21 protein-coding genes are annotated in these 26,781 nt (G+C 46.5%); 14 read left to right on the plus strand and 7 right to left on the minus strand.

The genetic code is table 11. The features are described from left to right. Positions 1-9 precede the first annotated feature (9 nt). From ICN29_RS00360 to ICN29_RS00380, 5 genes are all read left to right on the plus strand, one after another. Complete coding sequence (locus ICN29_RS00360; RefSeq protein ID WP_216128633.1) at positions 10-621, plus strand: NUDIX domain-containing protein; 612 nt, start codon at positions 10-12, stop codon at positions 619-621. A gap of 65 nt (positions 622-686) precedes the next feature. Then, the gene (locus ICN29_RS00365; protein ID WP_216128636.1) at positions 687-1,172 is read left to right on the plus strand and encodes a DUF1178 family protein; all 486 of its coding nucleotides are present in this window, start codon (positions 687-689) and stop codon (positions 1,170-1,172) included. Between the two features lie 36 nt (positions 1,173-1,208). Next, a complete protein-coding gene (locus ICN29_RS00370) occupies positions 1,209-2,366 on the plus strand; it encodes a protein-glutamate methylesterase/protein-glutamine glutaminase (protein ID WP_216128638.1) in 1,158 nt (385 codons plus the stop codon). Further along, positions 2,363-3,205 (plus strand): CheR family methyltransferase, encoded by an 843-nt coding sequence (locus ICN29_RS00375; RefSeq protein ID WP_216128640.1) that lies wholly within the window; start codon positions 2,363-2,365, stop codon positions 3,203-3,205. The genes ICN29_RS00370 and ICN29_RS00375 overlap by 4 nt, the downstream gene beginning before the upstream one ends. A gap of 15 nt (positions 3,206-3,220) precedes the next feature. Next, positions 3,221-4,339, plus strand: coding sequence for an adenylate/guanylate cyclase domain-containing protein (locus ICN29_RS00380; RefSeq protein WP_216128642.1), 1,119 nt, complete (start codon positions 3,221-3,223; stop codon positions 4,337-4,339). Positions 4,340-4,399: 60 nt separating this feature from the next. Here the strand turns inward: ICN29_RS00380 and ICN29_RS00385 are convergent, their stop codons facing one another. Further along, positions 4,400-5,920, minus strand: coding sequence for a CoA-acylating methylmalonate-semialdehyde dehydrogenase (locus ICN29_RS00385; RefSeq protein WP_216128644.1), 1,521 nt, complete (start codon positions 5,918-5,920; stop codon positions 4,400-4,402). A 156-nt stretch (positions 5,921-6,076) separates the two neighbouring features. Here ICN29_RS00385 and ICN29_RS00390 point away from each other — a divergent pair, with 156 nt between their 5' ends. Together ICN29_RS00390 and ICN29_RS00395 are read left to right on the plus strand one after the other, a co-directional pair. Further along, positions 6,077-7,198 carry an NADH:flavin oxidoreductase/NADH oxidase gene (locus ICN29_RS00390; protein ID WP_216128646.1) on the plus strand — a complete coding sequence of 374 codons (1,122 nt, stop codon included), beginning with the start codon at positions 6,077-6,079 and terminating at the stop codon, positions 7,196-7,198. A 27-nt stretch (positions 7,199-7,225) separates the two neighbouring features. After that, the gene (locus ICN29_RS00395) at positions 7,226-8,203 is read left to right on the plus strand and encodes a Bug family tripartite tricarboxylate transporter substrate binding protein (protein WP_216128648.1); all 978 of its coding nucleotides are present in this window, start codon (positions 7,226-7,228) and stop codon (positions 8,201-8,203) included. A 7-nt stretch (positions 8,204-8,210) separates the two neighbouring features. Here ICN29_RS00395 and ICN29_RS00400 read toward each other — a convergent pair whose 3' ends face one another. After that, a complete protein-coding gene (locus tag ICN29_RS00400) occupies positions 8,211-9,521 on the minus strand; it encodes an amidase (RefSeq protein ID WP_216128650.1) in 1,311 nt (436 codons plus the stop codon). Between the two features lie 81 nt (positions 9,522-9,602). Between ICN29_RS00400 and ICN29_RS00405 the strand changes: the two genes are divergently transcribed. Both ICN29_RS00405 and ICN29_RS00410 read left to right on the plus strand, forming a co-directional pair. Beyond that, positions 9,603-10,265 (plus strand): SprT family zinc-dependent metalloprotease, encoded by a 663-nt coding sequence (locus ICN29_RS00405; RefSeq protein WP_216128652.1) that lies wholly within the window; start codon positions 9,603-9,605, stop codon positions 10,263-10,265. Positions 10,266-10,322: 57 nt separating this feature from the next. Then, positions 10,323-11,414 carry a tartrate dehydrogenase gene (locus ICN29_RS00410; RefSeq protein ID WP_216861457.1) on the plus strand — a complete coding sequence of 364 codons (1,092 nt, stop codon included), beginning with the start codon at positions 10,323-10,325 and terminating at the stop codon, positions 11,412-11,414. Positions 11,415-11,421: 7 nt separating this feature from the next. Here ICN29_RS00410 and dnaQ read toward each other — a convergent pair whose 3' ends face one another. The 5 genes from dnaQ to ICN29_RS00435 form a co-directional block, all read right to left on the minus strand. Next, positions 11,422-12,132 (minus strand): DNA polymerase III subunit epsilon, encoded by a 711-nt coding sequence (gene dnaQ, locus ICN29_RS00415; protein WP_216128654.1) that lies wholly within the window; start codon positions 12,130-12,132, stop codon positions 11,422-11,424. Continuing rightward, on the minus strand, positions 12,132-15,230 hold the full coding sequence (locus tag ICN29_RS00420) for an efflux RND transporter permease subunit (RefSeq protein WP_216128656.1): 3,099 nt from the start codon (positions 15,228-15,230) through the stop codon (positions 12,132-12,134). The genes dnaQ and ICN29_RS00420 overlap by 1 nt, the downstream gene beginning before the upstream one ends. Then, the gene (locus ICN29_RS00425; RefSeq protein WP_216128658.1) at positions 15,227-16,585 is read right to left on the minus strand and encodes an efflux RND transporter periplasmic adaptor subunit; all 1,359 of its coding nucleotides are present in this window, start codon (positions 16,583-16,585) and stop codon (positions 15,227-15,229) included. The genes ICN29_RS00420 and ICN29_RS00425 overlap by 4 nt, the downstream gene beginning before the upstream one ends. Positions 16,586-16,698: 113 nt before the next feature. Then, entirely contained in the window at positions 16,699-17,163 is a 465-nt protein-coding gene (gene rnhA / locus ICN29_RS00430; protein ID WP_216128660.1) for a ribonuclease HI, read from the minus strand. A gap of 4 nt (positions 17,164-17,167) precedes the next feature. After that, complete coding sequence (locus ICN29_RS00435) at positions 17,168-17,980, minus strand: class I SAM-dependent methyltransferase (RefSeq protein WP_216128662.1); 813 nt, start codon at positions 17,978-17,980, stop codon at positions 17,168-17,170. A gap of 6 nt (positions 17,981-17,986) precedes the next feature. On the opposite strand from ICN29_RS00435, the gene gloB reads away from it, so the two are divergent. The 5 genes from gloB (at position 17,987) to carB (ending at position 26,746) form a co-directional block, all read left to right on the plus strand. Further along, the gene (gloB, locus tag ICN29_RS00440) at positions 17,987-18,796 is read left to right on the plus strand and encodes a hydroxyacylglutathione hydrolase (RefSeq protein WP_216128664.1); all 810 of its coding nucleotides are present in this window, start codon (positions 17,987-17,989) and stop codon (positions 18,794-18,796) included. Beyond that, positions 18,796-20,184, plus strand: a complete 1,389-nt coding sequence (locus ICN29_RS00445; RefSeq protein WP_216128666.1) for a transglycosylase SLT domain-containing protein — start codon at positions 18,796-18,798, stop codon at positions 20,182-20,184. Before gloB ends, ICN29_RS00445 begins: the two co-directional genes overlap by 1 nt. Positions 20,185-20,221: 37 nt before the next feature. Further along, entirely contained in the window at positions 20,222-22,105 is a 1,884-nt protein-coding gene (locus ICN29_RS00450; protein ID WP_216128668.1) for a propionate--CoA ligase, read from the plus strand. Positions 22,106-22,298: 193 nt separating this feature from the next. Continuing rightward, positions 22,299-23,483, plus strand: a complete 1,185-nt coding sequence (carA, locus tag ICN29_RS00455; RefSeq protein ID WP_216131823.1) for a glutamine-hydrolyzing carbamoyl-phosphate synthase small subunit — start codon at positions 22,299-22,301, stop codon at positions 23,481-23,483. Beyond that, the gene (gene carB / locus ICN29_RS00460; protein ID WP_216128670.1) at positions 23,483-26,746 is read left to right on the plus strand and encodes a carbamoyl-phosphate synthase large subunit; all 3,264 of its coding nucleotides are present in this window, start codon (positions 23,483-23,485) and stop codon (positions 26,744-26,746) included. Before carA ends, carB begins: the two co-directional genes overlap by 1 nt. The last annotated feature ends 35 nt before the right edge of the window (positions 26,747-26,781 follow it).

Here is a 26,781-nt window from a genome sequence, read left to right on the forward strand (position 1 = left end):
TAGGCAGAGATGACCGAAAAATCTTTTAAAGATTTACCCAGTGGTGATCAGCATTTGCGCGAGGAGCGCATTACTGGGGTAGAAGTCTATGACGGCATTTTCTTGAAGATGAAACGCGATACGGTTTCATTACCTGATGGGCAGCAAGCGGTACGAGAGTATTTAACGCATCCTGGGGCTGTCGCAGTTGTGGCTTTATTAGAGGATGGTAGGGTACTCTTAGAGCGTCAATATCGATATCCCATTGCCAAGGCTTGTATTGAAATTCCAGCGGGTAAATTAGATCCCAATGAAAATCCGCTGCTATGTGCGCAACGTGAGCTTGCTGAAGAGACGGGCTATACAGCAAAAAAATGGAGCTATATTCGCCGGATTCATCCCGTGATTTCCTATTCAACAGAATTTATTGATATCTATTTGGCTGAGGACTTGGTTCCTGGCAAGAGCAAGCTAGATGATGAAGAGTTCTTGGATGTCTTTGCAGCGCCCCTAGAGCAACTCATTGCTTGGGTAGAAGAGGGTGAGATTACAGATGTTAAAACGACGATTTCTGCCTATTGGCTGGATCGCTATCGTCGGGGCCTAGTTAGCCCAACAACTATTGCAAAGCCTATTAAATAGGCAGTTCCCAATACCGCTTAAAATAGGGTTATTGAATTTAGCACTTTTGCCCCTATATAGGTTTTATGAAAGTTTATAACCTCGCTTGCCCGCTAGAACACCGCTTTGAGGGATGGTTTGCCTCTGAAGAGGACTGCCTTGCCCAGCAAGATAAGGGAATGCTTGCTTGCCCCATTTGCGAAAGCATAGACATTACCCGTATGCCCTCAGCCCCGCATATTGCCAAATCTTCATCGACGGAGTTGGCAGTATCAAAAGCAGATACCGGCCAACTAAGCGGTGATGTCGTTGCTTTAACTGGCCCAGACCATTCCGATCTTCAGGCTCAAGTTCAGGCAGCCTTTCTAAAGGGGATGCGTGAGCTCATGGGAAAATCCGAGGATGTCGGCAGCGGATTTGCCGAGGAAGCCAGGAAGATTCATTACAAAGAGTCTCCGGAGCGCAGTATTCGTGGCCAGACCACCTTAGATGAGGCCGAATCCCTGCGGGAAGAAGGTATTGAGGTATTGGCAGTGCCCTTAATGCCAGCCTTCAAAAATACTCTGCAGTAACCACAAGCCTATACTCGTATTTTTATGGATTAAGTAATGAAGTTTGAAGATAAAATTCGAGTTCTAATTGTGGATGACTCTGCGGTAATGCGCCGCATCATCATGACCTCATTAATGAAGCACCCTGATATTGAGGTTGTTGGTACTGCTGGCAATGGTTTGCTCGCAATCGAATCAATCAAGCGTTTAAATCCTGATATTGTGACTTTGGACGTTGAAATGCCGGAGATGGATGGCATCACTGCATTACGAGAGATTCGTAAATCGCATCCTAATCTCCCCATTGTTATGTTTAGTTCAACTACTCAACGTGGCGCTAGCGATACGATGGACGCCTTAACCTATGGTGCTAGTGATTATGTCGGCAAGCCTCAAGCCGCATCTGACCCTGCCGAGGCATACAGAGTTCTGGAAGAAAATTTGATTCCCAAGATTAAGGCCTTGTGTCAACGTGCATCTGAGGATAATAAAAAGACGATACCTCTCAAAGAGAGGGGTGCTGCTCGGCGGGAGGCGCTTTCAATGCCAGCCCCTGAAAAAATTATCACATTACCTAGCGCCCAAAACTCTCTCCCTCTAAAAGCAAAGGTGGCGCGACCAGAAGGGCGACCGCTCTATCCGGTAAATGCACTTTGTATCGGAGTTTCTACCGGCGGCCCAGCAGCTCTGATGAAGGTTTTTGAGCTCTGGCGCAGTCCTTTACCAGTGCCCATCTTTATCGTTCAGCATATGCCTCCAAAGTTCACCACTTTATTGGCAGCACGGTTAACAGAAGTGGGAGTAATGCCAGTGCAAGAGCCCTATGAGGGTCAAGAGGCATTAGCTGGTCATGCTTATTTAGCGCCTGGTGGCTACCATCTTGAGTTAAGGCAGAAAGGCACCAAAGTCTTAATGCATTTGAATGAAGACCCCCCTGAGAATTCTTGTAGACCCGCCGTCGATGTTTTATTTAGAAGCGCTGCGAAAGTGTATGGACAGTCCTTATTAGCAGTTGTACTGACTGGTATGGGCTACGATGGCTTGCGTGGTGCAGAGGATATCATTCGTAATAATGGAGTGGTGTTAGCGCAAGACGAGGCAACCAGCGTCATTTGGGGCATGCCTGGAGCGATAGCTCAAGCAGATTTAGCCGAAAAGATACTTCCCTTAGAGGCTATTCCTGATGAAATTCTGTTTCGGACTAATCTGAAATGAGTTTAGAGATGAACCCGATTGATGAAGCGGATATTGAGAGCTTCTTTAGCTTAGTAGAAAAAAATATTGGCATTGCCTTGGATTTAAGTAAGACGTATTTGATTCAGTCTCGTCTATCAAGCGTTGTTACCGAACATCGTTTTACAAATCATGCAGCTCTATTGCGCTTCTTGATTACCAACCCTATTGGAGTAATTCATTGGCAAGCCTTTGAAGCAATGACTACCAATGAAACCAGTTTTTATCGGGACTCCAGTCCATTTGAAGCTCTTAGAACAACTATTTTTCCGGAACTATTTCAGAAACGCAGAGAAACACGTGAGCTCAATATTTGGTCTGCAGCTTCTTCTGCTGGACAAGAGCCCTATAGCATTGCGATTTTATTGCGCGAACATTTTCCTGAACTGATAGCTTGGAATATTCGTATTTTTGCCACGGATATTTCAGAGCAGGCCTTGGAAAAAGCTGGCTCAGGGATTTATAACCATACTGAAGTGCAGCGTGGACTAACTGAGGCCCAAATTGAGAGGCATTTTAAGAAGCTGCCTAACGGGCATTACGAAATAAATCCCGAGCTGCGTAGCATGGTGCAATTTAAGCAGATGAACCTGATTCAAGATTGGCCTTTGATGCCAAAATTTGATTTAATTTTAATGCGCAATGTATTGATTTATTTTAACCAGAACACTAAAGCTAAAATTTTGAAGCGGCTCTATTCGCAACTATCAGATGCTTCTTCCTATTTAATTCTTGGTTCATCAGAATCCATCTTATTTGATCAGACGTATCAGATTGTGCAATTAGACCGAGTTTCTTATTATCAAAAAAAGATCCATTAATTCGAGGCAGAATATATGAGTGCAGAGATGGGTGATATTTCACCAGAAATTCTAGAGCAAACCAAGGCCATGAAAGTCTTGGTAGTCGACGATAGTCGTACCTTACGCAGACTGTTGATTCGTGAACTGAACTCGGTTGGTATCACCAATATTCAAGAGGCAGGAGATGGAGTCGAGGCCTTGCAAAAGATTCAAGCCGAGACATTTGATCTCATGCTCTTGGATATGGAAATGCCTGAGATGGATGGCCTTGAAACGCTTAAGGCAGTGAAGTCTTCCCCTGAGCTTCGTTATCTACCCATCATTGTGGTCTCAGGATCGGAGCATTTTGAACGAACCATAGAGTGTATTCAGGTTGGGGCAGAGGACTATCTCCCTAAGCCATTTGATCCTGTGCTACTGCGTGCTAGGGTGTTTTCATCCTTAGAAAAGAAGCGCTTAAGGGATGTGGATCGTGAACGGATTGTTCAACTCCAGCATGAAAAAGAGTTGCTGAATATTGAGCAGATGAAAACCGAAAAGCTCATGCTTAATATTCTGCCTAAGCCAATTGCAGAGCGTTTAAAGAAAGGCGAGAGCAATATTTCAGGAAGTTACCCTGAGGTCACAATTTTGTTTAGTGACTTATCTGGTTTTACTAAGATGGCCTCGAATAAAACTGCTTCTGAATTAGTTAAATTATTAAATGATTTGTTTGGGCGCTTTGATAGAAGAGCGGAAGATCTCGGTCTAGAGAAAATTAAAACGATTGGTGATGCCTATATGGCAGCAGGAGGTTTGCCCATACCGCGTTCAGATCATGCCATTATCGTTGCTGATATGGCCCTAGGAATGTTTGAAGACCTTGCAGCATTTAATGCCGATAACGGCATTGAGTTGGAAATGCGCGTTGGCTTAAATTCAGGGCCTGTAGTGGCAGGGGTGATTGGCTTTACTAAATTTTCCTATGATTTATGGGGCAACACAGTAAATACTGCTAGCCGCATGGAGTCGACCTCATTGGTTGGACGAGTCCATATGACACCAGCAACTGCTGAGTTGGTAAAAGATGCGTTTGTGATTGAAGAGCGCGAGCTTATTGAATGCAAAGGGCTAGGGCAGATATTAACTTCCTTCCTCAACGGTCGAAAGTGATCAGATCTTACGCCGCTACTTCCAATCAGCTCCTGTAATAGCTAAATACTGCTAGCAATATTACTTCGAGGTTGGCATTACAAACTCAGCACCCTTGGCTATGCTCTCAGGCCAACGCTGCATAACACTCTTTTGCTTGGTATAGAAACGCACACCTTCTTTTCCGTAAGCATGCATATCGCCAAAGATGGATTTTTTCCAACCACCAAAGCCATGCCAGGCCATCGGCACTGGAATAGGGACATTAATACCGACCATACCAACTTGAACGCGGCGGGCAAATTCACGGGCAATATTGCCATCGCTAGTAAAGCAAGCAACACCATTGCCAAATTCGCAAGAGTTAACCAGATTAAGCGCATCCGTAAAGTTGGCTACTCGCATGCAAGATAAAACTGGACCAAAGATTTCTTCGAGATAAATCTTCATATCCGGTTTCACGTTATCAAAGAGCGTGCCGCCAATGAAAAAACCACTCTCGCTACCAGGAACTTTTAAGCCACGGCCATCAACCAATAATTTGGCGCCAGAAGCAACGCCGCTTTCGATGTAGCCCGTAATGCGCTCTAGGGCTGCCTTAGTAACGATAGGGCCCATTTCAGCATCCAGCTCCATACCATTCTTGACCTTCAAGGTTTTAGTGCGCTCGATGAGTTTTGGCATGATTCTGTCAGCAGCATCGCCAACCAAAACCGCTACCGAAATTGCCATGCAGCGTTCACCAGCAGAACCGTATGCAGCGCCAATCAGAGCATCAATCGCTTTATCCATATCAGCATCAGGCATGATCACCATATGGTTCTTGGCACCACCCAAAGCCTGGGAGCGCTTACCAAAGTGAGCGCAGCGCTCATAGAGGTAATTGGCAATTGGGGTAGAGCCAACGAAACTCACCGCTTTAACATCTGGGTTTTCAATCAGAGCATCTACAGCTTCTTTATTACCTTGGATAACGTTAAATACGCCATCAGGTAGGCCCGCTTCTTTGAGAAGCTTAGCCATCAACAATGAAGCAGATGGATCGGTTGGACTTGGCTTGAGAATAAAGGTGTTGCCACAAGCAATTGCTACAGGGAACATCCACATCGGAACCATGACGGGGAAGTTAAATGGGGTAATGCCAGCTACTACGCCTAAAGGTTGGCGCATGACCCAGTTATCAATATCGGTAGATACCTGTTCGGTGTATTCCCCTTTGAGTAATTCTGGGATGCCAGTAGCAAATTCCACGATTTCGATACCCCGCGTTACTTCACCTTGCGCGTCAGTAAATACTTTGCCGTGCTCGGCAGTAATGATTGCCGCTAAGGCATCGCGGTTGGCATTAAGTAAGTCAAGGTACTTAAATAAGATGCGGGCTCGGCGTAATGGACTGGTTTGGCTCCAAGTCTCAAAAGCCGCCTGTGCAACCGCCACAGCAGCGTCGACTTCTTTGCGACTAGCCAGAGCTACACGGCGGGCTACAACACCTTTGGCAGGGTTGTAGACATCAGCAAAGCGGCCCTCCTTAGGGCTCACTAGATTGCCACCAACATAGTGGCCAATATCAGCTTTTGAATCAAAGGCTTGAGGTGCGTTCATAATCTCGTTTATTAATCAGTTTTTGGATAAAGGAAGCTTGCAGACCACAGGGTCCACAGGGCTTGGTTTCTGGTTTATTTTGCTTTTTGAGTATTCTATCGCTTTAGAGTTCATTTCGTAATTTTTGGACTATTTTTCAGCTTTTTAAGGTATCCCATGAGTCTTTTGTTCTCCAAGTACACCCTCAATTCACCTCGTGGCCCATTGGAATTGGCTAACCGCATCGTAGTAGCCCCAATGTGCCAATACTCGGCCAATCATGGCGAGGCAACTGACTGGCACCTCATGCATTGGGGAAACCTGTTTAATAGTGGGGCAGCTTTATTCATTATTGAGGCTACCGGTGTCACGCCAGAGGCCCGAATTACACCAGCATGCTTAGGGTTGTGGGACGACCGCACCGAAGCCGCTTTAAAAGATAAATTAACCCGTGCACGAAAACTAGCCCCAGCGATGCCTGTGTTTATTCAATTAGCGCATGCTGGTCGTAAAGCATCTAGCGCGACCCCTTGGGATGGCGGTCAATTGCTCCCCGTTGATCAGGGTGGCTGGGAAATGAGAGCGCCTTCAGCTATTCCTCAGCATGAAGGAGAGCGCTTACCTCACGAGATTACTAAAGCGGAATTAAACGATCTGATTGATGCTTTCGTGATGGCAGCTAAACGCGCTGATCGCATTGGCCTTGATGGTATTGAGCTGCATAGTGCTCATGGTTATTTATTGCATCAGTTCTTATCTCCTATCGCCAATCAAAGAACCGATGAATACGGTGGGTCTTTTGAAAACCGGATTCGTTTTCCATTGGAATTATTTACCGCAGTCAGGGCAGCTTATCAAGGTGTTTTGGGTATTCGTATTTCAGCGAGTGATTGGATAGAGGGTGGCTGGACACACGATGACACGGCGGAGTTTGCAAAGCATCTCAAACCGCTTGGTTGCGATTTTGTTCACATCTCTTCTGGTGGCATTTCTCCGAAGCAAAAAATTGAGCTAGGACCCAATTATCAAGTGCCTTTTGCTAAGGTGGTCAAAGATGAAACTGGTTTGTCGACGATGACAGTAGGTTTGATTACGGACCCACATCAGGCAGAAGCGATTTTGCAGGCTGGCGATGCTGATTTGGTGGCCTTAGCCAGAGCCTTCTTATACAAACCCCGCTGGGGCTGGGAGGCGGCTGCAGCATTGGAGCGCACTGTCAACGCTAATGAGCGCTATTGGCGTTGCTTACCCCGCGATGCACAAGCAGTATTCGGAAACGTTAAAGTAGGTCAAAGATAAACGTATTATCAGAATTAGGAGATCGTTATGAAAACAGGCATTCTAAGTAAAAAATTATTCATCTGCTTAGGGTTGACGGCACTAAGCAGTATCGCTAGTGCGCAATCCTTTCCTGATAGAAACATTGCTTTAGTTGTTCCAAACCCTCCAGGAGGTTTGGTTGATACCTCAGCACGCTTACTCAGTGAACCACTAACGAGGGTGATTGGTCAAACCGTGGTCGTGGATAACAGACCCGGGGCAAGTGGAAACATCGCCTACCAATTTGTCGCCAATGCGAAGCCTGACGGATATACATTATTGATTTCTTACTCTGGCTATCACGTAGGTAACCCAGCTTTAATGGATAAGCTTCCTTGGGATCCCGTGAAAGATTTTTCTCCGATTGCTTTGTTAACTATTTCTACTAATGTGATCGCTGTCCATCCGTCAGTACCCGTCAATACCTTAAAAGAATTTATTGCCTACGCCAAAGCCAACCCAGGAAAGCTCAATTACGCTTCACAGGGCAATGGCTCAGTCTCCCATATTGGTACTGAGATGTTTAAGCAATCTACCGGTATTGAGATGACCCACGTCCCTTACAAAGGGTCTGGCCCTGCGATTCAGGATGTTCTGGCTGGTCAAGTACAAGTCTTTATCAGTACTCCACCATCATTGATGCAGCATGTACAAAGTGGCAAGCTCAAAGGTTTAGCAGTCACTGGTAAGAGTCGCCATCCAGGGATGCCGAATGTGCCAACAACTGCCGAGGCTGGTTTACCTTCTTTCCAGTTAGAGTCTTGGGTCGGCTTGTTTGCACCTGCTGGGACACCTGCACCAGTGATTACTAAGCTGACAGACGCAGTGAAAAAGAGTTTGGCATTGCCTGAAGTAAAAGAGCGCGCTGATGCTGCCGGCGTAGAGTTACGTTATTTAACTCCTGCTGCAACGGATGCCTTGGTGAAGAAAGAGCTCCCATACTGGAGTAAGGCAATCAAGTCTGCCAACATCACGCTCGATTAAATATGTTTTAAGCCTGATCTCGCAAAACGGGATCAGGTAAGGCTAGTGCAAATGCTCTTGCTGCACTGAGTAAGAATTGATCCTTACCTGGGCCCGCAATAAGTGTCACACCTACCGGCAAGCCATTGGGCCCGCTAGCAACATTGAGATTAATACAAGGCAGACCCAGCATGCTCCAGTCCCTGCAAAAGATAGGGTCGCCTGTGCCATCTTTGCTTAATGGCGCTTCACCGGTGGCGCTAGGGGCTATCAAGATATCAATCTCATTATTAAAAAGCTCTGCGACCGACGCTTTGGCACGCTCAACCATCAATAGATCTTTGACATATTGCTCATAGGTAATTTGTGCACCATCACTCAGTAGTTTATTCACGAGCGGACTAATTTTCTTCGGAAAATGGGAGTGCTCAAAAGCAAGACTGCGCGACATCTCCGAAAGCATGATGTTGGTTTGGGCTTGGGTCAAACCATTGCACGCTTTTGCTAGCTTCTGATCGACAACTGTTCCTTTGCAAATGGATTCCGCTGCATGTCTTGCAACTGCTAGTGCAGTAGCCGTTTCTTTTTGAGCGTGTGACCAGTTAGCGGTCTTGCAAATTCCGATGCGGGGCTTGTTATGAAGCTCTTTCACTGTAGCAAGCTGATGGTCGCCACTCATGGCGGCCATCCCTAGCGCAACATCTTCTACGCTACGGCCAAAGCAGCCTAAAGTATCTAGCGAGATCGAGAGGCTTTTGACGCCAGCAATGCTAATCTTTCCGAGGCTAGGCTTAAAGCCAACCACGCCACAATATGATGCAGGGCGAATAATGGAGCCAGCAGTTTGACTGCCGGTTGCCAAAGGCACCATGAAATCAGCAACTGCAGCAGCAGAGCCGCTCGAAGATCCACCGGGAGTATGTTTACTGTTATGGGGATTAGTAGTGACGCCAGCTTTAAAGGTAGCAAATTCTGTGGTGACTGTTTTTCCGAGGATGATGCCGCCAGCCTGTCGCATTAGTGCAATTGAAACCGCATCTGATCTTGGGTAATGATTTTGATAAATAGGGGACCCATACGCCGTAGGTAAATCATAGGTATCGAATAAATCCTTCACCCCAATTGGCAGCCCGTGCAACAGACCTTGAACGGCACCCTTATCGAGCTTTTTAGCTCTTGCGATGGCGCTTTCCTTGCTGAGACTAACCCAGGCCTTTACAGTGCTTTCGCGATGGCCGATACGATCTAAGCAGGAGAGTAGTAAATCGGTTGCTTTAATCTCTCTTCTGGAGAGGGCTTTTGCAGCTTGGGAGGCACTGAGGCTTTCGAGATCTTTCATAGCGCTATTTTACGTTCGGTGGCGTATGATCGCAATTTACCGTTTTAAATACCAAACTATTAGCGCAAAGTAAGTAGATCGATGAAGCAACATTCAGTCCGTGAAGCATGGCTCGAGGATGCCGTTAGACACCTAGAGCCAGTATTTTCCAAGGCAGGCTATGCCATCCCCCCAGTGAGAGTTTCCTGTGGTTTTCCGGCCTCTAGCAGCCCCAGAACCACCTTGGGTCAATGTTGGCCGAGAGAACGTTCTGGAGGGGGTGTCAATGAGATCTTTATCTCGCCCAAAATCGATGATCCAGTGCAGTTACTCGATACCTTAGTACACGAGCTATGCCATGCTGTTGATGACTGCTTTAGTGGCCATGGAGAAGACTTTAAGGGCATTGCTCAAACAGTCGGCCTAGAAGGACCTGCAAGGATGGCGCATGCTACTGAGGAGCTAATAGTGAGGCTCATGATGATTAGCCAAGAGCTTGGCCCATATCCTCATCAGGCCATCAATTTTCCACCGCCAAGACCCAGTAATGCTAGCCGCAGTAAGGCCAAATGTGGTCAATGTGGCTATGAGGTCACTTTGCTTAAAAAATGGGCTAGTTATGGGGCGCCAATCTGTCCGAAGGATAATATCCGGATGCAGGAGGATGTTCTTGAGACTATCGAAAATACCGAAGAGCACGACAGCGACTCTGTTGCTAAGGGCGGCAAGGTTGCCCCAGACCAAATTCGTCGTGCGATCAGCTAGTATCGATATTCACCTAATTGTATTAAACACAACTGTTAATTATTTGAGATAAAAAATATGAACGCTAAAAAAATCTTTAAGAACCCCAAAATTGCCGTGATCCCCGGTGATGGCATCGGTAAGGAAGTCATGCCAGAGGGGGTGCGTGCTTTAGAAGCTGCTAACCGTAAATTTGGTATTGGCATGCAGTTCGATTATTTTGATTTTGCTAGCTGTGATTATTACCTTAAGCACGGCAAGATGATGCCAGATGACTGGTTCGAAACCCTCATGCAATACGATGCCATCTTTTTTGGTGCTGTTGGCATGCCCGATATTCTGCCTGACCACGTTTCTTTGTGGGGCAGCTTAATTCAGTTCCGTCGTGGCTTTGATCAATACGTGAACCTTCGCCCAGTCCGTTTATTGCCTGGCATTCCTTGTCCTTTAGCTAATCGCAAGCCAGGTGATATCGACTTCTTTGTGGTACGTGAGAACACTGAAGGTGAGTATTCCAGCGTTGGCGGCAAGATGTTCCCCGATACCGACCGCGAGATTGTGATTCAGGAGTCGGTATTCACAAGACAGGGCGTTGATCGTATTCTGAAATATGCCTATGATCTGGCCCAGAGTCGCCCTAAGAAGCACTTAACTTCTGCGACTAAATCTAACGGCATTGCAATCACCATGCCCTATTGGGATGAGCGAGTGGAGGCAATGTCTAAGAAATTTACCGATGTGCGCACTGATAAATATCACATCGATATTTTGGCCGCTCACTTTGTTATGAATCCTGATCGCTTTGATGTGGTGGTTGCGAGTAACCTGTTTGGGGATATTCTCTCTGACTTGGGTCCTGCCTGCACTGGCACGATTGCAGTAGCTCCTTCCGGCAGTATTAATCCAGAAGGTAAGTTCCCATCCTTATTTGAGCCGGTTCATGGTTCGGCCCCAGATATTTTTGGCAAGATGATTGCCAATCCGATTGGGCAAATCTGGAGTGGGGCGATGATGTTAGATCACCTTGGTTATCCAGAGGCAGGTAAAGCCATTTTTAATGCGATTGAAAAAGTGCTCTTAGCTGGCCCTGGACATGCACCATTAACGCCAGATGTAGGTGGCACTGCTAAGACGGATGATTTGGGCAAGGCGATTGCTGCTGCAATCTAAAGAACTCTTAAGAGGGGGTATTTAAAGGACTCCATACGGGGTCCTTTTTACTTGCCTTCGCAATTTCAGCCAGAATCTTTTCATGCTGGGCAATATCATCGTCGCTCGCAGCCATCACCTTTAAATTAGTCGGCAAGGCCTTGGCATGTCCGGATGCATCTGCACCAACGGTGTAGTCAATTAAATCAATCGAGAGGTCCTCTTGACCTCTAGTCATTGCAACATAAACCTCAGCTAAGAGCTGAGCATCTAATAGAGCGCCGTGCAAGGTACGGTGTTGATTGCTGATGGAGAAACGCTCACAGAGCGCATCTAAAGAGTTACGCTTACCAGGGAACATCTGGCGTGCATCGAGCAAAGTATCGGTGATCTTGGCAGCGAGATTGCGAAAGGGCGGACGTTTTAAGAGGGCGAATTCATTATCTAAAAAGCCCAAGTCGAAGGCTGCGTTATGAATGACGATCTCAGCACCATCAACAAACTCAATCAGCTGCTCTACGATATTAGCGAAGACTGGCTTATCAGAAAGAAACTCACGAGATAGACCATGGACGGCAAAAGCGCCAGCATCGATATCGCGCTCTGGATTAATGTAGTAATGGAAGGTTCTGTCAGTTAAGCGACGACCCACCATTTCAACGCATCCGATTTCAATAATGCGATCACCAGTAGCCGGATTTAAGCCAGTAGTTTCGGTATCGAGAATGACTTGACGCATTAGGTTCCTTCGAGCACCGACGGTGGAATTTCCATTGGCCCATTACCCGCATACTTATCTAAATAGAGATAAATCACGGGAGTAATAATCAAAGTAACAAATTGAGAGAAGATCAGGCCACCGGCCACGCTGATGCCCAGTGGTTGACGTAACTCGGCACCAGCACCTAAACCAAATGCGATTGGAATAGCACCCATCAAAGCGGCAAAGGTGGTCATCATAATCGGGCGGAAACGCAAGATACAAGCCGCGCGAATCGCTTGCGCTGGGGTCATGCCTTGATTGCGTTGCGCATCTAAGGCAAAGTCGATCATCAGAATTGCATTCTTCTTAACAATACCAATCAGCAACAAGATGCCGATAGAAGCGATAACCGTAAGTTCAAAACCAAAGATGCGTAGTGCCAAGATAGCACCAATAGCTGCAGATGGTAGGCCAGCCAAAATGGTGAGTGGGTGGATATAACTCTCATAAAGCACGCCAAGCAAAATATAGATCACCCCGAGAGCAGAGAAAATCAAGATAAGCTGACCAGATTGATTGCTCTTAAATACTGCGGCATCCCCGCCGTAACTAGTAATAATCGATGGTGGTAAATCAATGGCTTTGGTATACCCCTCAATTTTCTTAGTAGCATCGCCTAAGAAAACATCTGGTGCTAGGTTAAAGGATAAAGTAACTGCTGGAATTTGTCCTTGATGATTTACGGCTGTTGGACCAACGGTACGTGTAAAGCTGGCTAGACTAGAAAGGGGAATGAGCTTATCTGTAGCACGACCACGCACAAACACTTTATTCAGATCGCTTTCATACTGACGATCTTCAATAGCAGCCTCTAATATGACGTAATAGGTATTGACTGGAGTGTAGATGGTCGAGACTTGCTTTTCGCCATAGACAGAATAGAGTGCAGTACGAATATCAGCGATGCTCACACCAGCATTAGCAGCCTTTTCTCGATTGATATCGATCTTGACATTCAAACCTTTTAGCTGAGAGTCGCTCGTAACATCCCTGAAGATGGGGTCAGCACGCATTTTTTGCATGAGCTTATCTGCCCATTCATTGACGCCCTCAAACCCAACGCTTTGCAATGTAAATTGGTAACGACTCTTACTGCTTCTACCGCCCAGTTGTAGATTCTGGACGGGACGCATGTATACCTGTAGACCCGGGATCTCTTTAAACTTGTTACGCAAACCTTCCATAATCACTGCCATTTTGGCACGATCACTCTTTGGTTTGAGGATGATAAAAATACGTCCTGTGTTGTAGCCAGAACTTGCGCCACCACCAAGCACAGAGATAGAGCTGGCAACGTTTGGATCTTTACTGACAAGCTCTGCCGCTTGATCTTGTAATGCCAGCATTGCTCTAAAAGAAATATCTTCAGAGGCTTCGGTAGTTGCCAAAATCTGTCCAATGTCCTCTTCTGGAAAGAAACCCTTAGGACTATTTACAAAAAGCACAACAGTAATTACAAAAGTGGAAATAGCACCCCATAATACTTTTTTGCGATTTACAAGAGCGAGATCTAGATAATGAATGTAAGTCTTGAGCATCCAATCAAAAAAGCGGTCAAACTTTTTATTAATGGCATATTCTTTTGCATGCTGACCTGGCTTTGGTAAGAAGCGACTACAGAGCATTGGAACTACAGTTAGGGATACTAGCGCCGAAACTACAATCGAGAGTGATACAACCACTGCAAATTCTCTAAAGAGAAGGCCGATTGGGCCTGGCATAAAAAAGAGTGGAATAAATACTGCCACTAAAGAAATTGAGATTGAGATGATGGTAAAGCCCACTTCCTTACTACCTTTTAAAGAAGCTCTCAGAGGATCCATGCCTTGCTCTACATAGCGCATGATGTTCTCTAGCACCACGATCGAATCGTCAACCACTAGACCGACTGCTAGGGTGATACCTAGCAATGAGATGTTATCTAGGCTATACCCCATGAAGTAGAGCAAGAAGAAGGCTCCAATGAGTGAGACCGGCAAACTAATCGAAGGAATCACTGTCGCTGAAACGTGCTTCAAGAATAAGAAAATCACCAGGACCACAAGTAAGACAGTAAGGCCTAATGTGAGATTGACATCATGAATCGCTTCAATAATCGAGAGCGAACGGTCATTGAGTAAAGTAAGCCTAATGGATTCAGGCATTTGCTTTTGCAATTGAGGTAACAACTGTTTAACAGCCTTCACTACTTCAACAGTATTGGCGCCTGGTTGTCGCAAAATCGCAATAGCAATGGAGCGCTCGCCTTGGGAGGTCGCCAAGGTTTTAACATCTTCATAACTCTCAACGACGTCAGCAACATCTTTAAGGTAGATTGGTAAACCATTTTTCTGGCTAACGATCAGATTGGCAAACTCTTCAGGCCTGACTAATTGTGGATTAGCATAAATTGTGATCGCTTGACGTGGCCCATCTAGTACGCCCACAGGGCTATTCGAGTTGGCCTTATTGATCGCAACAGAAATATCGTCAACGGTAAGATTGCGATTGGCTAAAGCATCTGGGTGTACTTGAACGCGCACTGCATAACGTTTAGCACCATAAACCAAAACCTGAGCAACGCCGCTAATGGTAGAGAGGTTTGGTGAGAGTAAATTTTCAGCATACTGATTGATATCCGAAAGACTAATAGAAGGTGAGCTCATGCGCACCACTAATACCGGAGTATCGGCAGGATTGATCTTGCGATACGACGGTGGCACAGTCATCTCAATCGGTAGTCTTTTTTGCGCCCGCAAAAGTGCTGCTTGAACGTCTACAGCAGCTTTATCGATGTCACGATCATTATTAAATTCCAGTGTGACGCTGGTGCTACCAAGAGAGTTCGTTGAGCTAATAACGGTGATGCCATCAATCGTTGAAAACTCTTTTTCTAATGGCAGCGCAACTGCAGAAGCCATATTCTCTGGTGAGGCGCCTGGAAGAGAGGCGCTAACGGAGATGATCGGTGTATTAAAGCTAGGTAAAGCCGCTACTGGAATATTGACATAAGCGACTGCTCCGGCAATCACGGTGGCCACTGATAGTAGCACCGTCATTACCGGACGCCGAATACATAATTCGGAGAGCGTCATTTTTTATCGGTAGTCGAAGGAGTTGCGGAAGGGGCTGGCGCCGCTGGCGTAGTTGGTGCAGAGCTTGCACTAGGTGCGCTAGCTGGGGCGGACTTTGCTTCAAGCACTTTGCTACCAGGGCGTAGGTTTTGTTTACCCTCAACCACTACTCTGTCTCCAGCTTCAATGCCAGTGACGACAGAAGAGCCTTGGTATTCATAAACCACTTTGATTGGCTTTGATACTGCTTTGCCATCTTTATCGACGACATAAACTAACTTGCCGCGAGGATTAATTACAACAGCCTGTGAGGGAATGGCTAAAGCATCTTTGAGAGTGCTGGCAATTAGTGAAACGCGCGCGAACTGGCCTGGCAACAAGGTTTTGCTGTCGTTCGGAATTTGTGCTTTCACGCGCACAGCCGCAATCGAAGGGTCCACTTGATTATCAATCACGAGAACTTTACCTTCGTATGTTTTTTTGCCACTTTCACCCACTGTTACTTTGACAGACATTGCATCGCCATCTAACTGGTTCTCGAGCATCACAGGGATATCTTTTTCTGGAATGACAAACTGAACATTGATTGGATTGAGTTGGGTAATGGTTACCATCGAGCCTACACTCGAGGTTGCTGTGGAACTAGTAGCAGTAGAAACAATATTGCTTGCCTGGACTAGAGAGCCAGGGAAGACGTTGACAATACCTGCACGACCATCGATTGGTGAGCGGATGTAATCAAAGGAGAGTTGCACCTCTGCAGCTCTGGCTGCAGCTTGAGCTGATTTGGCGTTGGCTAAAGTCGTTTCAAGACCGGCTTTAGAAATGAAGTTTTTGGCTACAAGCTCTTTTGCTCGCAAATATTGTTTTTGAGCATCGTCAGCTAAAGCTTTGAGCTTTTCATAATTGGCTTTGTCATTACGATCATCTAGGACAAAGAGTAGGTCGCCAGCTTTTACTTCTTGACCATCCTTCACTTCAATCTTGGCAACCGTATTAGTCACCATTGGGCGAATATCCACAATATTGGCTGAAACGATGGTGCCAGATGCTTCCATGACCAGAGGAATATCTTTTTTCTCGACCACGATAGAACTGATTGTTACAGGGCCGCCCGCCTTGCCAGATGCAGGGAAGAAATAATCGTAAGTTTTAGATCCAGCATAAAGAATGATTACTACTAGCAAAATGCGCCACTTAAAACGGATCGCAAAAGCCTTCGCGGTGGCGTAATCCAATTTCTTCACTTGACCAATGTATTGGTTTAATTGGGGAGAATATTTTTTCCACAGGGCGCATAGACGAGCCATGCCCACATCTTTCATTTGCACTAATTTGGCAAATAATTTATCGAGAGAAGATTCTATTTTTGACACAGTCTCGTTTTTCTTGGTTTTTATACAGTTTTTATGCCGTTTTAGGGCTTTTAAGTCCCGCCCATTCTCTCATAAGACTGTCTAAATGGCCCTTTTGGAGGGGATTATTGCCATTAGGGCAAAAACTCTTCAACACCCTTATTGGCTAGCTGGTCAGCGAGTTCATTGCCGGGGTGGCCATCATGGCCTCTGACCCAATGCCAGGAGATCTCATGATCAGGTAGCAGGGCATCTAATTCTTGCCAAAGATCGGCATTTTTGACTGGATCTTTGCTGGCAGTCTTCCAACCCCGTTTTTTCCAACCCTCAAGCCATTCTGTCACCCCTTTTTGGACGTATTGAGAATCAGTCCAGAGTTCAACAGTGCTTCTTTGCTTAAGAGAGCGCAAGGCAAAAATGACGGCGCTAATTTCCATGCGGTTATTCGTTGTATGTTTCTCTCCGCCATGAATGTGTTTTTCATGTCCGCTTGAACGTAATACCGCTCCCCAACCACCGGGACCAGGGTTGCCTTTGCAGGCGCCATCGGTATAGATGACGATATGAGGTGTGTGTGGCGTGGATTTAGTATGGGACATTGCTCTAATTTACTGTCTCTTGGATTTCTTGAAGTTGATTGCGCTCTGCCGCTGGAGTGAGTTGTTGGATTGCCGAAATTCGTACGGGTGCGATTTGGCCGATGAGGCGAATACCTTGCTGACGTTTGATTGCTGACACTAAGAATACTGCACCAAAGATAGGCCACCAGCGATTACCCATGGATTCGAGGAAATCCATGCGACCCATAGAGGACTGGCCTTGCAGGGGAAATTTATAACAGCCAAAGTGGCCGCGATCTAATGAAAAATTGAGTAGCTTCAGCCAATCTTTAATGCGAATGAGGCTAATAAATTGACCATCACGCGGCAAGTAGGGGTTACCAATCAATCTACTGCAGTATTGTCTCGCACCCCAAAGACTAGCTGGATTAAATCCAGAAATGATGAGGCGACCTTCAGGACGCAAGACGCGATCAACCTCGCGCAAAATTTGATGAGGGTCTCCTGCAAATTCGAGAACATGGGGAAGCACCACTAAATCTAAACTTTCATTGGCAAATGGCAACTCAGAAGTATTGCCTTCGATGAGATGCCAATTAAAACGAGCGGCATATTCACGACTGTCATTCGAATGCATTAAGAGCACTTGCAAAGGCATGCGGTTCTCAAGCAAGGTATTGATTTGTGGCAAGCCAATTTGTACCGCATGGAATCCAAAGACATCAGCGACGATTTGGTCAAAGCACTGTTGCTCCCAAGCCAGAACATAGCGCCCTGGTGGGGATTGCAGCCATTTCTCCCAAGAGCTCCATGGGGGTGCAGGCATCTGAGAAGGGATGGGTGGGGTTGGTATCATCGGTCTATGGATAAGAATACTTTATTGCAAGTTTGGCCTATTCCGGCCTTTGATGACAATTACATCTGGTGTATCCACGATGGAAAGTCAGCTTTGGTGGTCGATCCGGGGGATTCTGGCCCGGTGGAGGATTATCTGCTGCAACAAAACTTAGCCCTCAAGGCAATCTTGGTGACCCACCATCATGCCGACCATACTGGCGGAATCCTCAACTTACTGCGCAGTTTTGGTGCTGATATTCCAGTCTATGGACCAGCCAATACCGATATTCCAGGGCGCACCATCATCGCCAAAGAAGATGACGAGATAGAGATAGATGCTCCTAGGATTAGTTTCACAGTATTTGAAGTGCCTGGACATACTCTGACTCATATTGCGTATTTCGCCAAGCTGCAGGCTAATATGCTTGAGCCAATATTACTTTGTGGTGATACCTTATTTGCGTCAGGCTGTGGGCGTTTGTTTGAAGGAACGCCAACCCAGATGACTACTTCATTGGCTAAGTTTGCGGCCTTACCCAAAAATACGCTGGTGTACTGCACTCATGAATACACCCTGTCGAATATTCGTTTTGCTTTAGCAGTTGAGCCAAATAATGCAAATCTGATTTCTTGGTCAGAAAAAGCACAAGCTTTGAGAGCGCAAAATCTGCCGACATTACCAACCACCATTGGACAAGAACTGCAGGTCAACCCCTTTATGCGTTGCGATCAAACCGATGTGATTGCAATGGCCAAAGAGGTTTCTGGTGAACAGAAGTTGCCCACGCCAGCACATGTATTAGCAGTCGTTAGGGCTTGGAAAGACCGCTTCTGATGCGTTTGCCTATGGTGGCAATCTTGCTTGCCGTTTTTCTATCAGGATGTGCAAGTACCGGTGACTGGTCATCCGATAGTTCTACCAAAGCCAATCCAAAGTCGGCTAAAGCGCCCCGCGTAAACCTCAAGAACCAATCAGTCAGTCAGGTTTATGCGCCATCCGATAACTTATGGATTCGGATTCGGGATGGTTTCCAGATGGAGCCCATGAACTCTCCTATAGAAATTGAGCAGGTGCGGTGGCTCAGCGCAAGACCGGATTATGTTAATCGCTCAATGACACGCTCTTCACGCTATTTGTTTTACATCGTGCAAGAAGTGAATGCCCGCAATATGCCCACTGAAATTGCATTATTGCCATTTGTCGAAAGCGCTTTTGTCACTAACGCTAAATCCAGTGCCAAGGCGGTGGGTTTATGGCAGTTCATGCCAGCAACCGGAAAAGATTTTCGCTTGACGCAAAACGTCTTTAGGGATGAGCGTCGTGATGTATTGCAATCTACTGATGCTGCTCTAGATTACCTCCAGCGTTTATATAACCAGTTCGGCAGTTGGGAGCTTGCACTGGCAGCTTATAACTGGGGTGCTGGGAATATTTCTAAGGCGCAAAAACGCAATCTAGCTGTTGGCTTGCCTGTTAATTACGAGAGCTTGACCATGCCAAAGGAAACGCGTAACTACGTTCCCAAACTCATGGCCTATCGTCAAATTGTTTTAGATCCACAGGCTTATGGAATTGTTTTACCTGAATTAGAAAACCATCCATACTTTGTGGCATTGGATATTGATAACGATATCGATGTGGCAGTTGTTATCAAACTTGCTGAGATCCCTGAAGAAGAATTTCATAATCTCAATCCCTCATTTAATAAGCCAGTGATATTGAGCAATGCCAATCAACAGATTTTGTTGCCGTTTGCCCATGCAGAAATATTTCAGGCCAATCTCAAGAGTTACAACAAACCACTGTCTTCATGGACTGCAGTAAAAATTAGTAAAACGGAGAGCGTTGACCAGGCCGCTAAAACTCTCGGGGTAGATGTGGATGCCTTGAGATCTGTAAACGGCATTCCAAAGGGGATGCGCATCAAGGCTGGTTCTACCGTGCTGATCCCTAAAACCAGCAGTCGGGCTGGTGATGTTTCTACGGCAATGGCTGAAAACGCTAGCTTAAGCCTCGAAAAACCAGCTCCGCCAGCTGCCAAGTGCGGAAAGTCAGCCAAGACTGGCCAAAGCACCAAATGCGTTTCTACCAAGACTAAGGGTAATTCTTCTGCCAAAAATGCTGCATCTCAGCATAAATCCGCATCGACAGGACTTGCAAAATCTGCGAAAAATAGTAGTTCAGCTTCCTCCAATACCAAAGGGAGTGCGAATATTAAGTAGCTTCAGTAATTTCAGTAACTTTTAGATTAGGTTGACCATGTCCTATAAAGCACATCATGAACGCTCCATTAAAGACCCAGATGGATTTTGGGGTGAGCAAGCCAAGTTAATTCATTGGGAAAAACCATTCGACAAAGTTCTCAATTACGACAATCCCCCATTTGCAAAATGGTTTGAGGGCGGACTCACCAATCTTTGTTACAACGCAGTAGATCGTCACGTAAAAGAGCGACCTAATCAAATTGCCCTGGTTGCTGTTTCAACCGAAACCAATATCGAGAAGGCGTATACCTTTCAAGAGCTCTACGAAGAAGTCAATCGGATGGCCGCTATTTACAAGGCCAACGGCATTCAAAAGGGCGATCGGGTTTTAATTTATATGCCGATGATTGCAGAAGCTTGCTTTGCAATGCTCGCTTGTGCGCGGATTGGTGCAATTCACTCTGTCGTGTTTGGTGGATTTGCTTCACATAGTTTGGCGACTCGAATTGATGATGCCAAGCCAAAAATGATTGTGACATCTGAAGCGGGTATGCGTGGTGGAAAGGTAGTGCCATACAAACCGCTCTTAGATGAAGCGATTACTTTGGCAAGCTACAAACCTGAAAAGGTTTTGCTCGTTAATCGTGGCTTATCTGAATTTGTCAGCGTAGCTGGTAGAGATTTAGACTATGCGTCTGAGCGTCAAAGGCATTTGAATGACATCGTGCCCGTCGAATGGGTAGATGCCACTCATCCTTCATACATTCTTTACACCTCTGGCACTACCGGTAAACCCAAAGGCGTGCAACGCGATACGGGCGGTTATGCAGTTGCCCTGATGTCCTCCATGAACCATATCTTCTGTGGCAAGGCTGGCGAAACCATGTTCACTACCTCCGATATTGGTTGGGTAGTCGGTCACAGCTACATTATTTATGGACCATTGCTCAATGGCATGGCAACGATCATGTATGAAGGTACGCCATTGCAACCGGATGCAGGTATCTGGTGGGAATTGGTAGCCAAATACAAAGTTTCAGTGATGTTCTCTGCACCAACAGCAGTGCGTGTTCTCAAAAAACAAGATCCTGCTTTCTTAACCAAACATGATCTCTCATCATTGCGCACCTTGTTCTTGGCAGGCGAACCATTAGATGAGCCTACGGCAAGTTGGATTCATGATGCAATTAAAAAACCCATTGTGGATAACTACTGGCAAACAGAAACCGGTTGGCCAATACTCGCTATTCAGCGAGGCGTTGAAGTGATGCCCCATAAGTTTGGCTCACCGGGCGTGCCATCTTTTGGTTACAACATGAAGCTGCTGGACGATGCCACTTCAGAAGAGCTGGGCCCGGACCAGAAGGGCGTGATCGCCATTGAAGGCCCATTGCCTCCAGGCTGTATGCAAACCGTGTGGGGCGATGACAAGCGCTTTATCAGCACCTATTGGGAAACGATTCCGGGTAAGTTGATCTACTCCACATTTGACTGGGGCATTAAAGATAAAGATGGTTACTTCTTCATCTTGGGTCGTACCGATGACGTTATCAACGTTGCAGGACATCGTCTTGGAACTCGCGAGATTGAGGAAAGTATTTCGAGTCATCCTAATGTCTCAGAAGTTGCCGTTGTCGGTATTGAAGACAAACTCAAAGGCCAGGCTGCGATTGCATTTGTGATTCCAAAAGATGCTAATAAAGCAGAGAATCTAGAAAAAGAATGCATGAAGACCGTTGATAGCCAGTTAGGTGCCATTGCAAGACCTGGACGGGTTTATGTGGTGACAGCGTTGCCCAAGACCCGTTCTGGCAAGATTGTGCGTCGCGCTTTGCAAGCAGTGGCAGAAGGTCGTGATCCTGGTGATATCAGCACCATGGAAGACCAAACTGTTCTGGCGCAAATCAAGACCATCATCGAGCAAAGCGCCAAGGCCTAAACTCCCTCAAAGGCTCATTTGGGCGGGTATTTAAGGGTTTACGAGCAAAACTGGTATGATTGCAAGGTTCGAAACTAATTAAATTACCCTAGCGCTTAAAGACACTCACCTCCCGCATACACAAGCCTCGGGTTGGTCTTTTTGGGGGTTTTGAGCGTCGGATGGAGCAGGGACTGGAGATGGTTTGTCACCCTTGCTTCCTTCTTTTCCTCCCGCCGTGTTGGCCTTAGCCGACGGCACTCTTTTTCCCGGATTTAGCATTGGCGCCACCGGCGAAACTACGGGCGAAGTTGTTTTCAATACCGCATTAACCGGCTATCAAGAGATCATTACTGACCCGAGTTACTGCCGTCAGATTGTGACCCTCACTTATCCTCATATCGGCAACGTTGGCATCAATGCACAAGATGCAGAGTCAAATCAGATTCATGCTGCTGGCCTAGTGATCAAAGATTTACCGAAGCGTGTTTCTAATTTCCGCTCAGAAGGAAGCTTAGATAGCTACCTTGCTAAAGCAGGTGTGCCTGGCATTGCTGGAATCGATACTCGCAAATTAACCCGTATCCTGCGGGACAAGGGAGCACAGTCTGGAGCTATCGTTGCTGGCAAATTGGGTGATGACTATGAGGCCTTAGGCAAAAAAGCCCTTGATCTAGCTAAAGCCTTCCCTGGAATGGCTGGCTTGGATTTGGCTAAAGTCGTGAGCACCAAAAAATCTTATCCTTGGCGTGAAGCAGAATGGGAACTCCATGGCCCAGAAGGTAAGCCTGCATACAGAACATTGAACACTAGCAAGCCGACTAAAAAAGTCGTTGCCTATGACTTTGGTGTCAAACATAATATTTTGCGCATGCTCACGGAGCGTGCTTGCGAACTAACAGTAGTGCCAGCACAAACAAGTGCAGCAGAAGTGCTCGCCATGAATCCCGATGGGGTGTTTTTCTCCAACGGTCCTGGCGATCCCCAGCCTTGTGATTACGCCATAGCTGCCGCCAAAGAAATTATTGCCAAGGGCGTTCCTACTTTTGGTATCTGCTTAGGCCATCAAATTATGGGCTTAGCAGCTGGTGCTAAAACTCTGAAGATGAAGTTTGGTCATCATGGCGCTAACCATCCTGTTAAAGACTTAGATACTGGGCGCGTAGCCATTACTTCACAGAACCATGGTTTTGCAGTTGATGTGAAAACCTTACCTGAGAACATTCGAGTCACCCACGTTTCATTATTTGACGGCTCACTGCAAGGTCTGGCTTGGAAAGACAAGCCTGCATTCTGTTTCCAGGGTCACCCAGAAGCCTCGCCCGGACCTCACGACATTGCCTATTTATTCGATCATTTTGTGGAGCTCATGAATGCTAGCAACAAGGGAGGCAAATAATGCCTAAGCGTAGCGACATTCAGAGCATCCTGATTATTGGTGCAGGTCCGATTGTGATTGGACAAGCCTGTGAGTTTGACTACTCCGGTGCGCAGGCTTGTAAGGCTTTGCGCGATGAAGGTTACAAAGTCATTTTGGTCAACAGCAATCCTGCAACCATCATGACTGATCCAGAGATGGCCGATGTGACTTACATCGAACCCATTACCTGGGAAGTTGTCGAGCGCATTATTGCCACTGAAAAGCCAGACGCAATTTTGCCAACTATGGGTGGACAAACTGCCTTGAATTGCGCTTTAGATTTACATCGTCACGGTGTATTGAAAAAGTACGGCTGCGAATTAATCGGCGCTTCACCAGAAGCCATTGATAAAGCTGAAGATCGTCAGAAATTTAAAGAGGCGATGACTAAGATTGGTCTTGGCTCTGCTAAATCCGGCATTGCGCATACGATGGAAGAGGCGCTCGAAGTGCAACAGCGCATTCAGCAAGAGGCTGATAGCTCTGGTTTCCCAGTGGTGATTCGTCCTTCATTCACCATGGGTGGATCAGGCGGTGGCATTGCTTACAACCGTGAAGAGTTTGAAGAGATCTGCAAACGTGGTCTTGATCTATCGCCAACCCGTGAACTGCTGATTGAAGAATCACTCTTGGGCTGGAAAGAATTTGAGATGGAAGTGGTGCGTGATCGTAATGACAACTGCATCATTGTTTGCTCGATTGAAAACTTGGACCCGATGGGTGTGCACACTGGTGACTCGATCACAGTTGCTCCGGCACAAACCCTGACGGATAAAGAGTATCAAATCATGCGTAATGCATCGATTGCGGTTCTGCGTGAAATCGGTGTTGATACTGGCGGATCAAACGTGCAGTTCTCTATTAACCCAGAAGACGGCCGCATGATTGTGATTGAGATGAACCCACGGGTATCGCGTTCATCTGCACTGGCTTCTAAAGCAACCGGTTTTCCAATTGCCAAGATTGCGGCGAAGTTGGCTGTTGGCTACACCCTAGATGAACTGAAGAACGATATTACTGGCGGCGCAACCCCAGCATCGTTTGAGCCTTCAATCGATTATGTAGTGACGAAGATTCCGCGTTTTGCTTTTGAGAAATTTCCGCAAGCAGATTCTCGTTTAACCACCCAGATGAAATCGGTTGGTGAAGTGATGGCTATTGGCCGCACTTTCCAGGAGTCTTTCCAGAAAGCCCTACGTGGCCTTGAGGTTGGTGTCGATGGCTTGGATGAATTTTCTACTGATCTTGACGACATCGTGAATGAAATCAATGAGCCAGGCCCAGATCGTATTTGGTACTTGGCTGATGCCTTCCGTATGGGAATGAGCTTAGATGAGGTCTATGCCGAAACCAAAATTGATCCTTGGTTCTTAGAGCAAATTGAAGAACTGATTACTGTCGAAGCGGAACTCAAGAAGCGTAAGCTTGATAGTCTGACGGCAGCAGAACTACGTTTTGTAAAGCAGAAGGGTTTTTCTGATCGTCGTTTAGCGAAATTATTGGGTGTGGATGCCACGGCTGTGCGCACAAGCCGTCATCGCTTAAAAGTGTTTCCTATCTATAAGCGCGTTGACACTTGCGCTGCCGAGTTCTCAACCAATACTGCCTACTTGTATTCCACCTATGAAGCAGAGCACGGCGAATGCGAATCGAATCCCACTTCCAAAGATAAGATCATGGTATTGGGTGGCGGGCCTAACCGAATTGGTCAAGGCATCGAGTTTGACTATTGCTGCGTACATGCTGCTCTAGCAATGCGCGAAGATGGTTATGAAACCATCATGGTGAACTGCAACCCAGAAACCGTTTCGACTGACTACGATACGTCCGATCGCTTGTATTTTGAGCCACTGACGCTAGAAGACGTATTAGAAATCGTTGCTAAAGAGAAACCCAAAGGTGTGATCGTTCAGTACGGTGGTCAAACTCCTTTGAAACTCGCTTTGGATCTTGAGCGCAATGGCGTACCGATTATTGGTACCTCGCCAGACATGATTGACGCTGCAGAAGACCGCGAACGTTTTCAAAAACTATTACAAGGCTTAGGTTTGCGTCAACCGCCAAACCGTACTGCACGCACAGAACCTGAGGCGCTGGTTCTTGCTGAAGAAATTGGCTACCCATTGGTAGTACGTCCTTCCTATGTATTGGGTGGTCGCGCGATGGAGATTGTTCATGATGGCCGAGACCTAGAACGCTATATGCGCGAGGCTGTCAAGGTCTCTCACGATTCTCCAGTATTGCTAGATCGCTTCCTCAATGATGCGATTGAGTGTGATGTGGATTGCATTCGGGATGGCTCTAAGGTCTTTATTGGTGGCGTGATGGAACATATCGAGCAGGCGGGCGTTCACTCTGGTGACTCAGCATGCTCATTGCCCCCATATTCTTTATCCGATGAGACGGTAGAAGAGATTAAACGTCAAACTGCTGCGATGGCTGCTGGCTTAAATGTCATTGGCTTGATGAACGTGCAGTTTGCGATTCAGAATGTGGATGGCAAGGATGTTATCTATGTTCTGGAAGTCAATCCTCGTGCTTCTCGCACCGTACCTTTTGTTTCCAAAGCAACCGGCCTGCAATTGGCTAAGATTGCAGCGCGCTGTATGGTTGGTCAAACACTAGAGCAGCAGGGCATTAAGGCTGAGGTGAAGCCGCCATACTTCTCGGTTAAAGAGGCGGTATTCCCATTCAATAAGTTTCCAGGAATTGATCCCATCCTCGGACCAGAGATGCGTTCTACTGGCGAAGTGATGGGTGTGGGCAAGACCTTTGGTGAAGCACTCTTTAAGTCGCAATTAGGCGCTGGTATCAAACTGCCCAAGAGCGGAACAGTGCTGCTGACAGTAAAAGATAGTGATAAGCCCAAAGCAATTGAAGTTGCTAAGCTTTTGCATCAACTCGGTTTCCCAATGGTTGCAACCAAAGGAACTGCCGCTGCCATCGAAGCTGCTGGTTTACCAGTGCGCTTAGTCAATAAAGTCAAAGATGGTCGTCCTCATATTGTGGATCTCATCAAAAATGGTGAAATTTCCCTCGTATTTACGACAGTGGATGAGACCCGTACTGCGATTGCCGACTCAAGATCTATCCGGACTACCTCCCAGGCTAATGGCGTCACTTACTACACGACAATTAGTGCAGCCCGTGCAGTAATGGATGGTTTGTTGGCCTCCCAAAAAGGCAGCAAAGAGTCTCTAGAGGTTTATTCCTTGCAGGACTTACATCAAAAGCTCATTTAATCTAAAATCAACTTTTATTAGCGCAATCGTGCGCA

The sequence above is a fragment of the Polynucleobacter nymphae genome, assembly GCF_018882155.1.
In the GTDB taxonomy this organism is placed as follows: domain Bacteria; phylum Pseudomonadota; class Gammaproteobacteria; order Burkholderiales; family Burkholderiaceae; genus Polynucleobacter; species Polynucleobacter nymphae.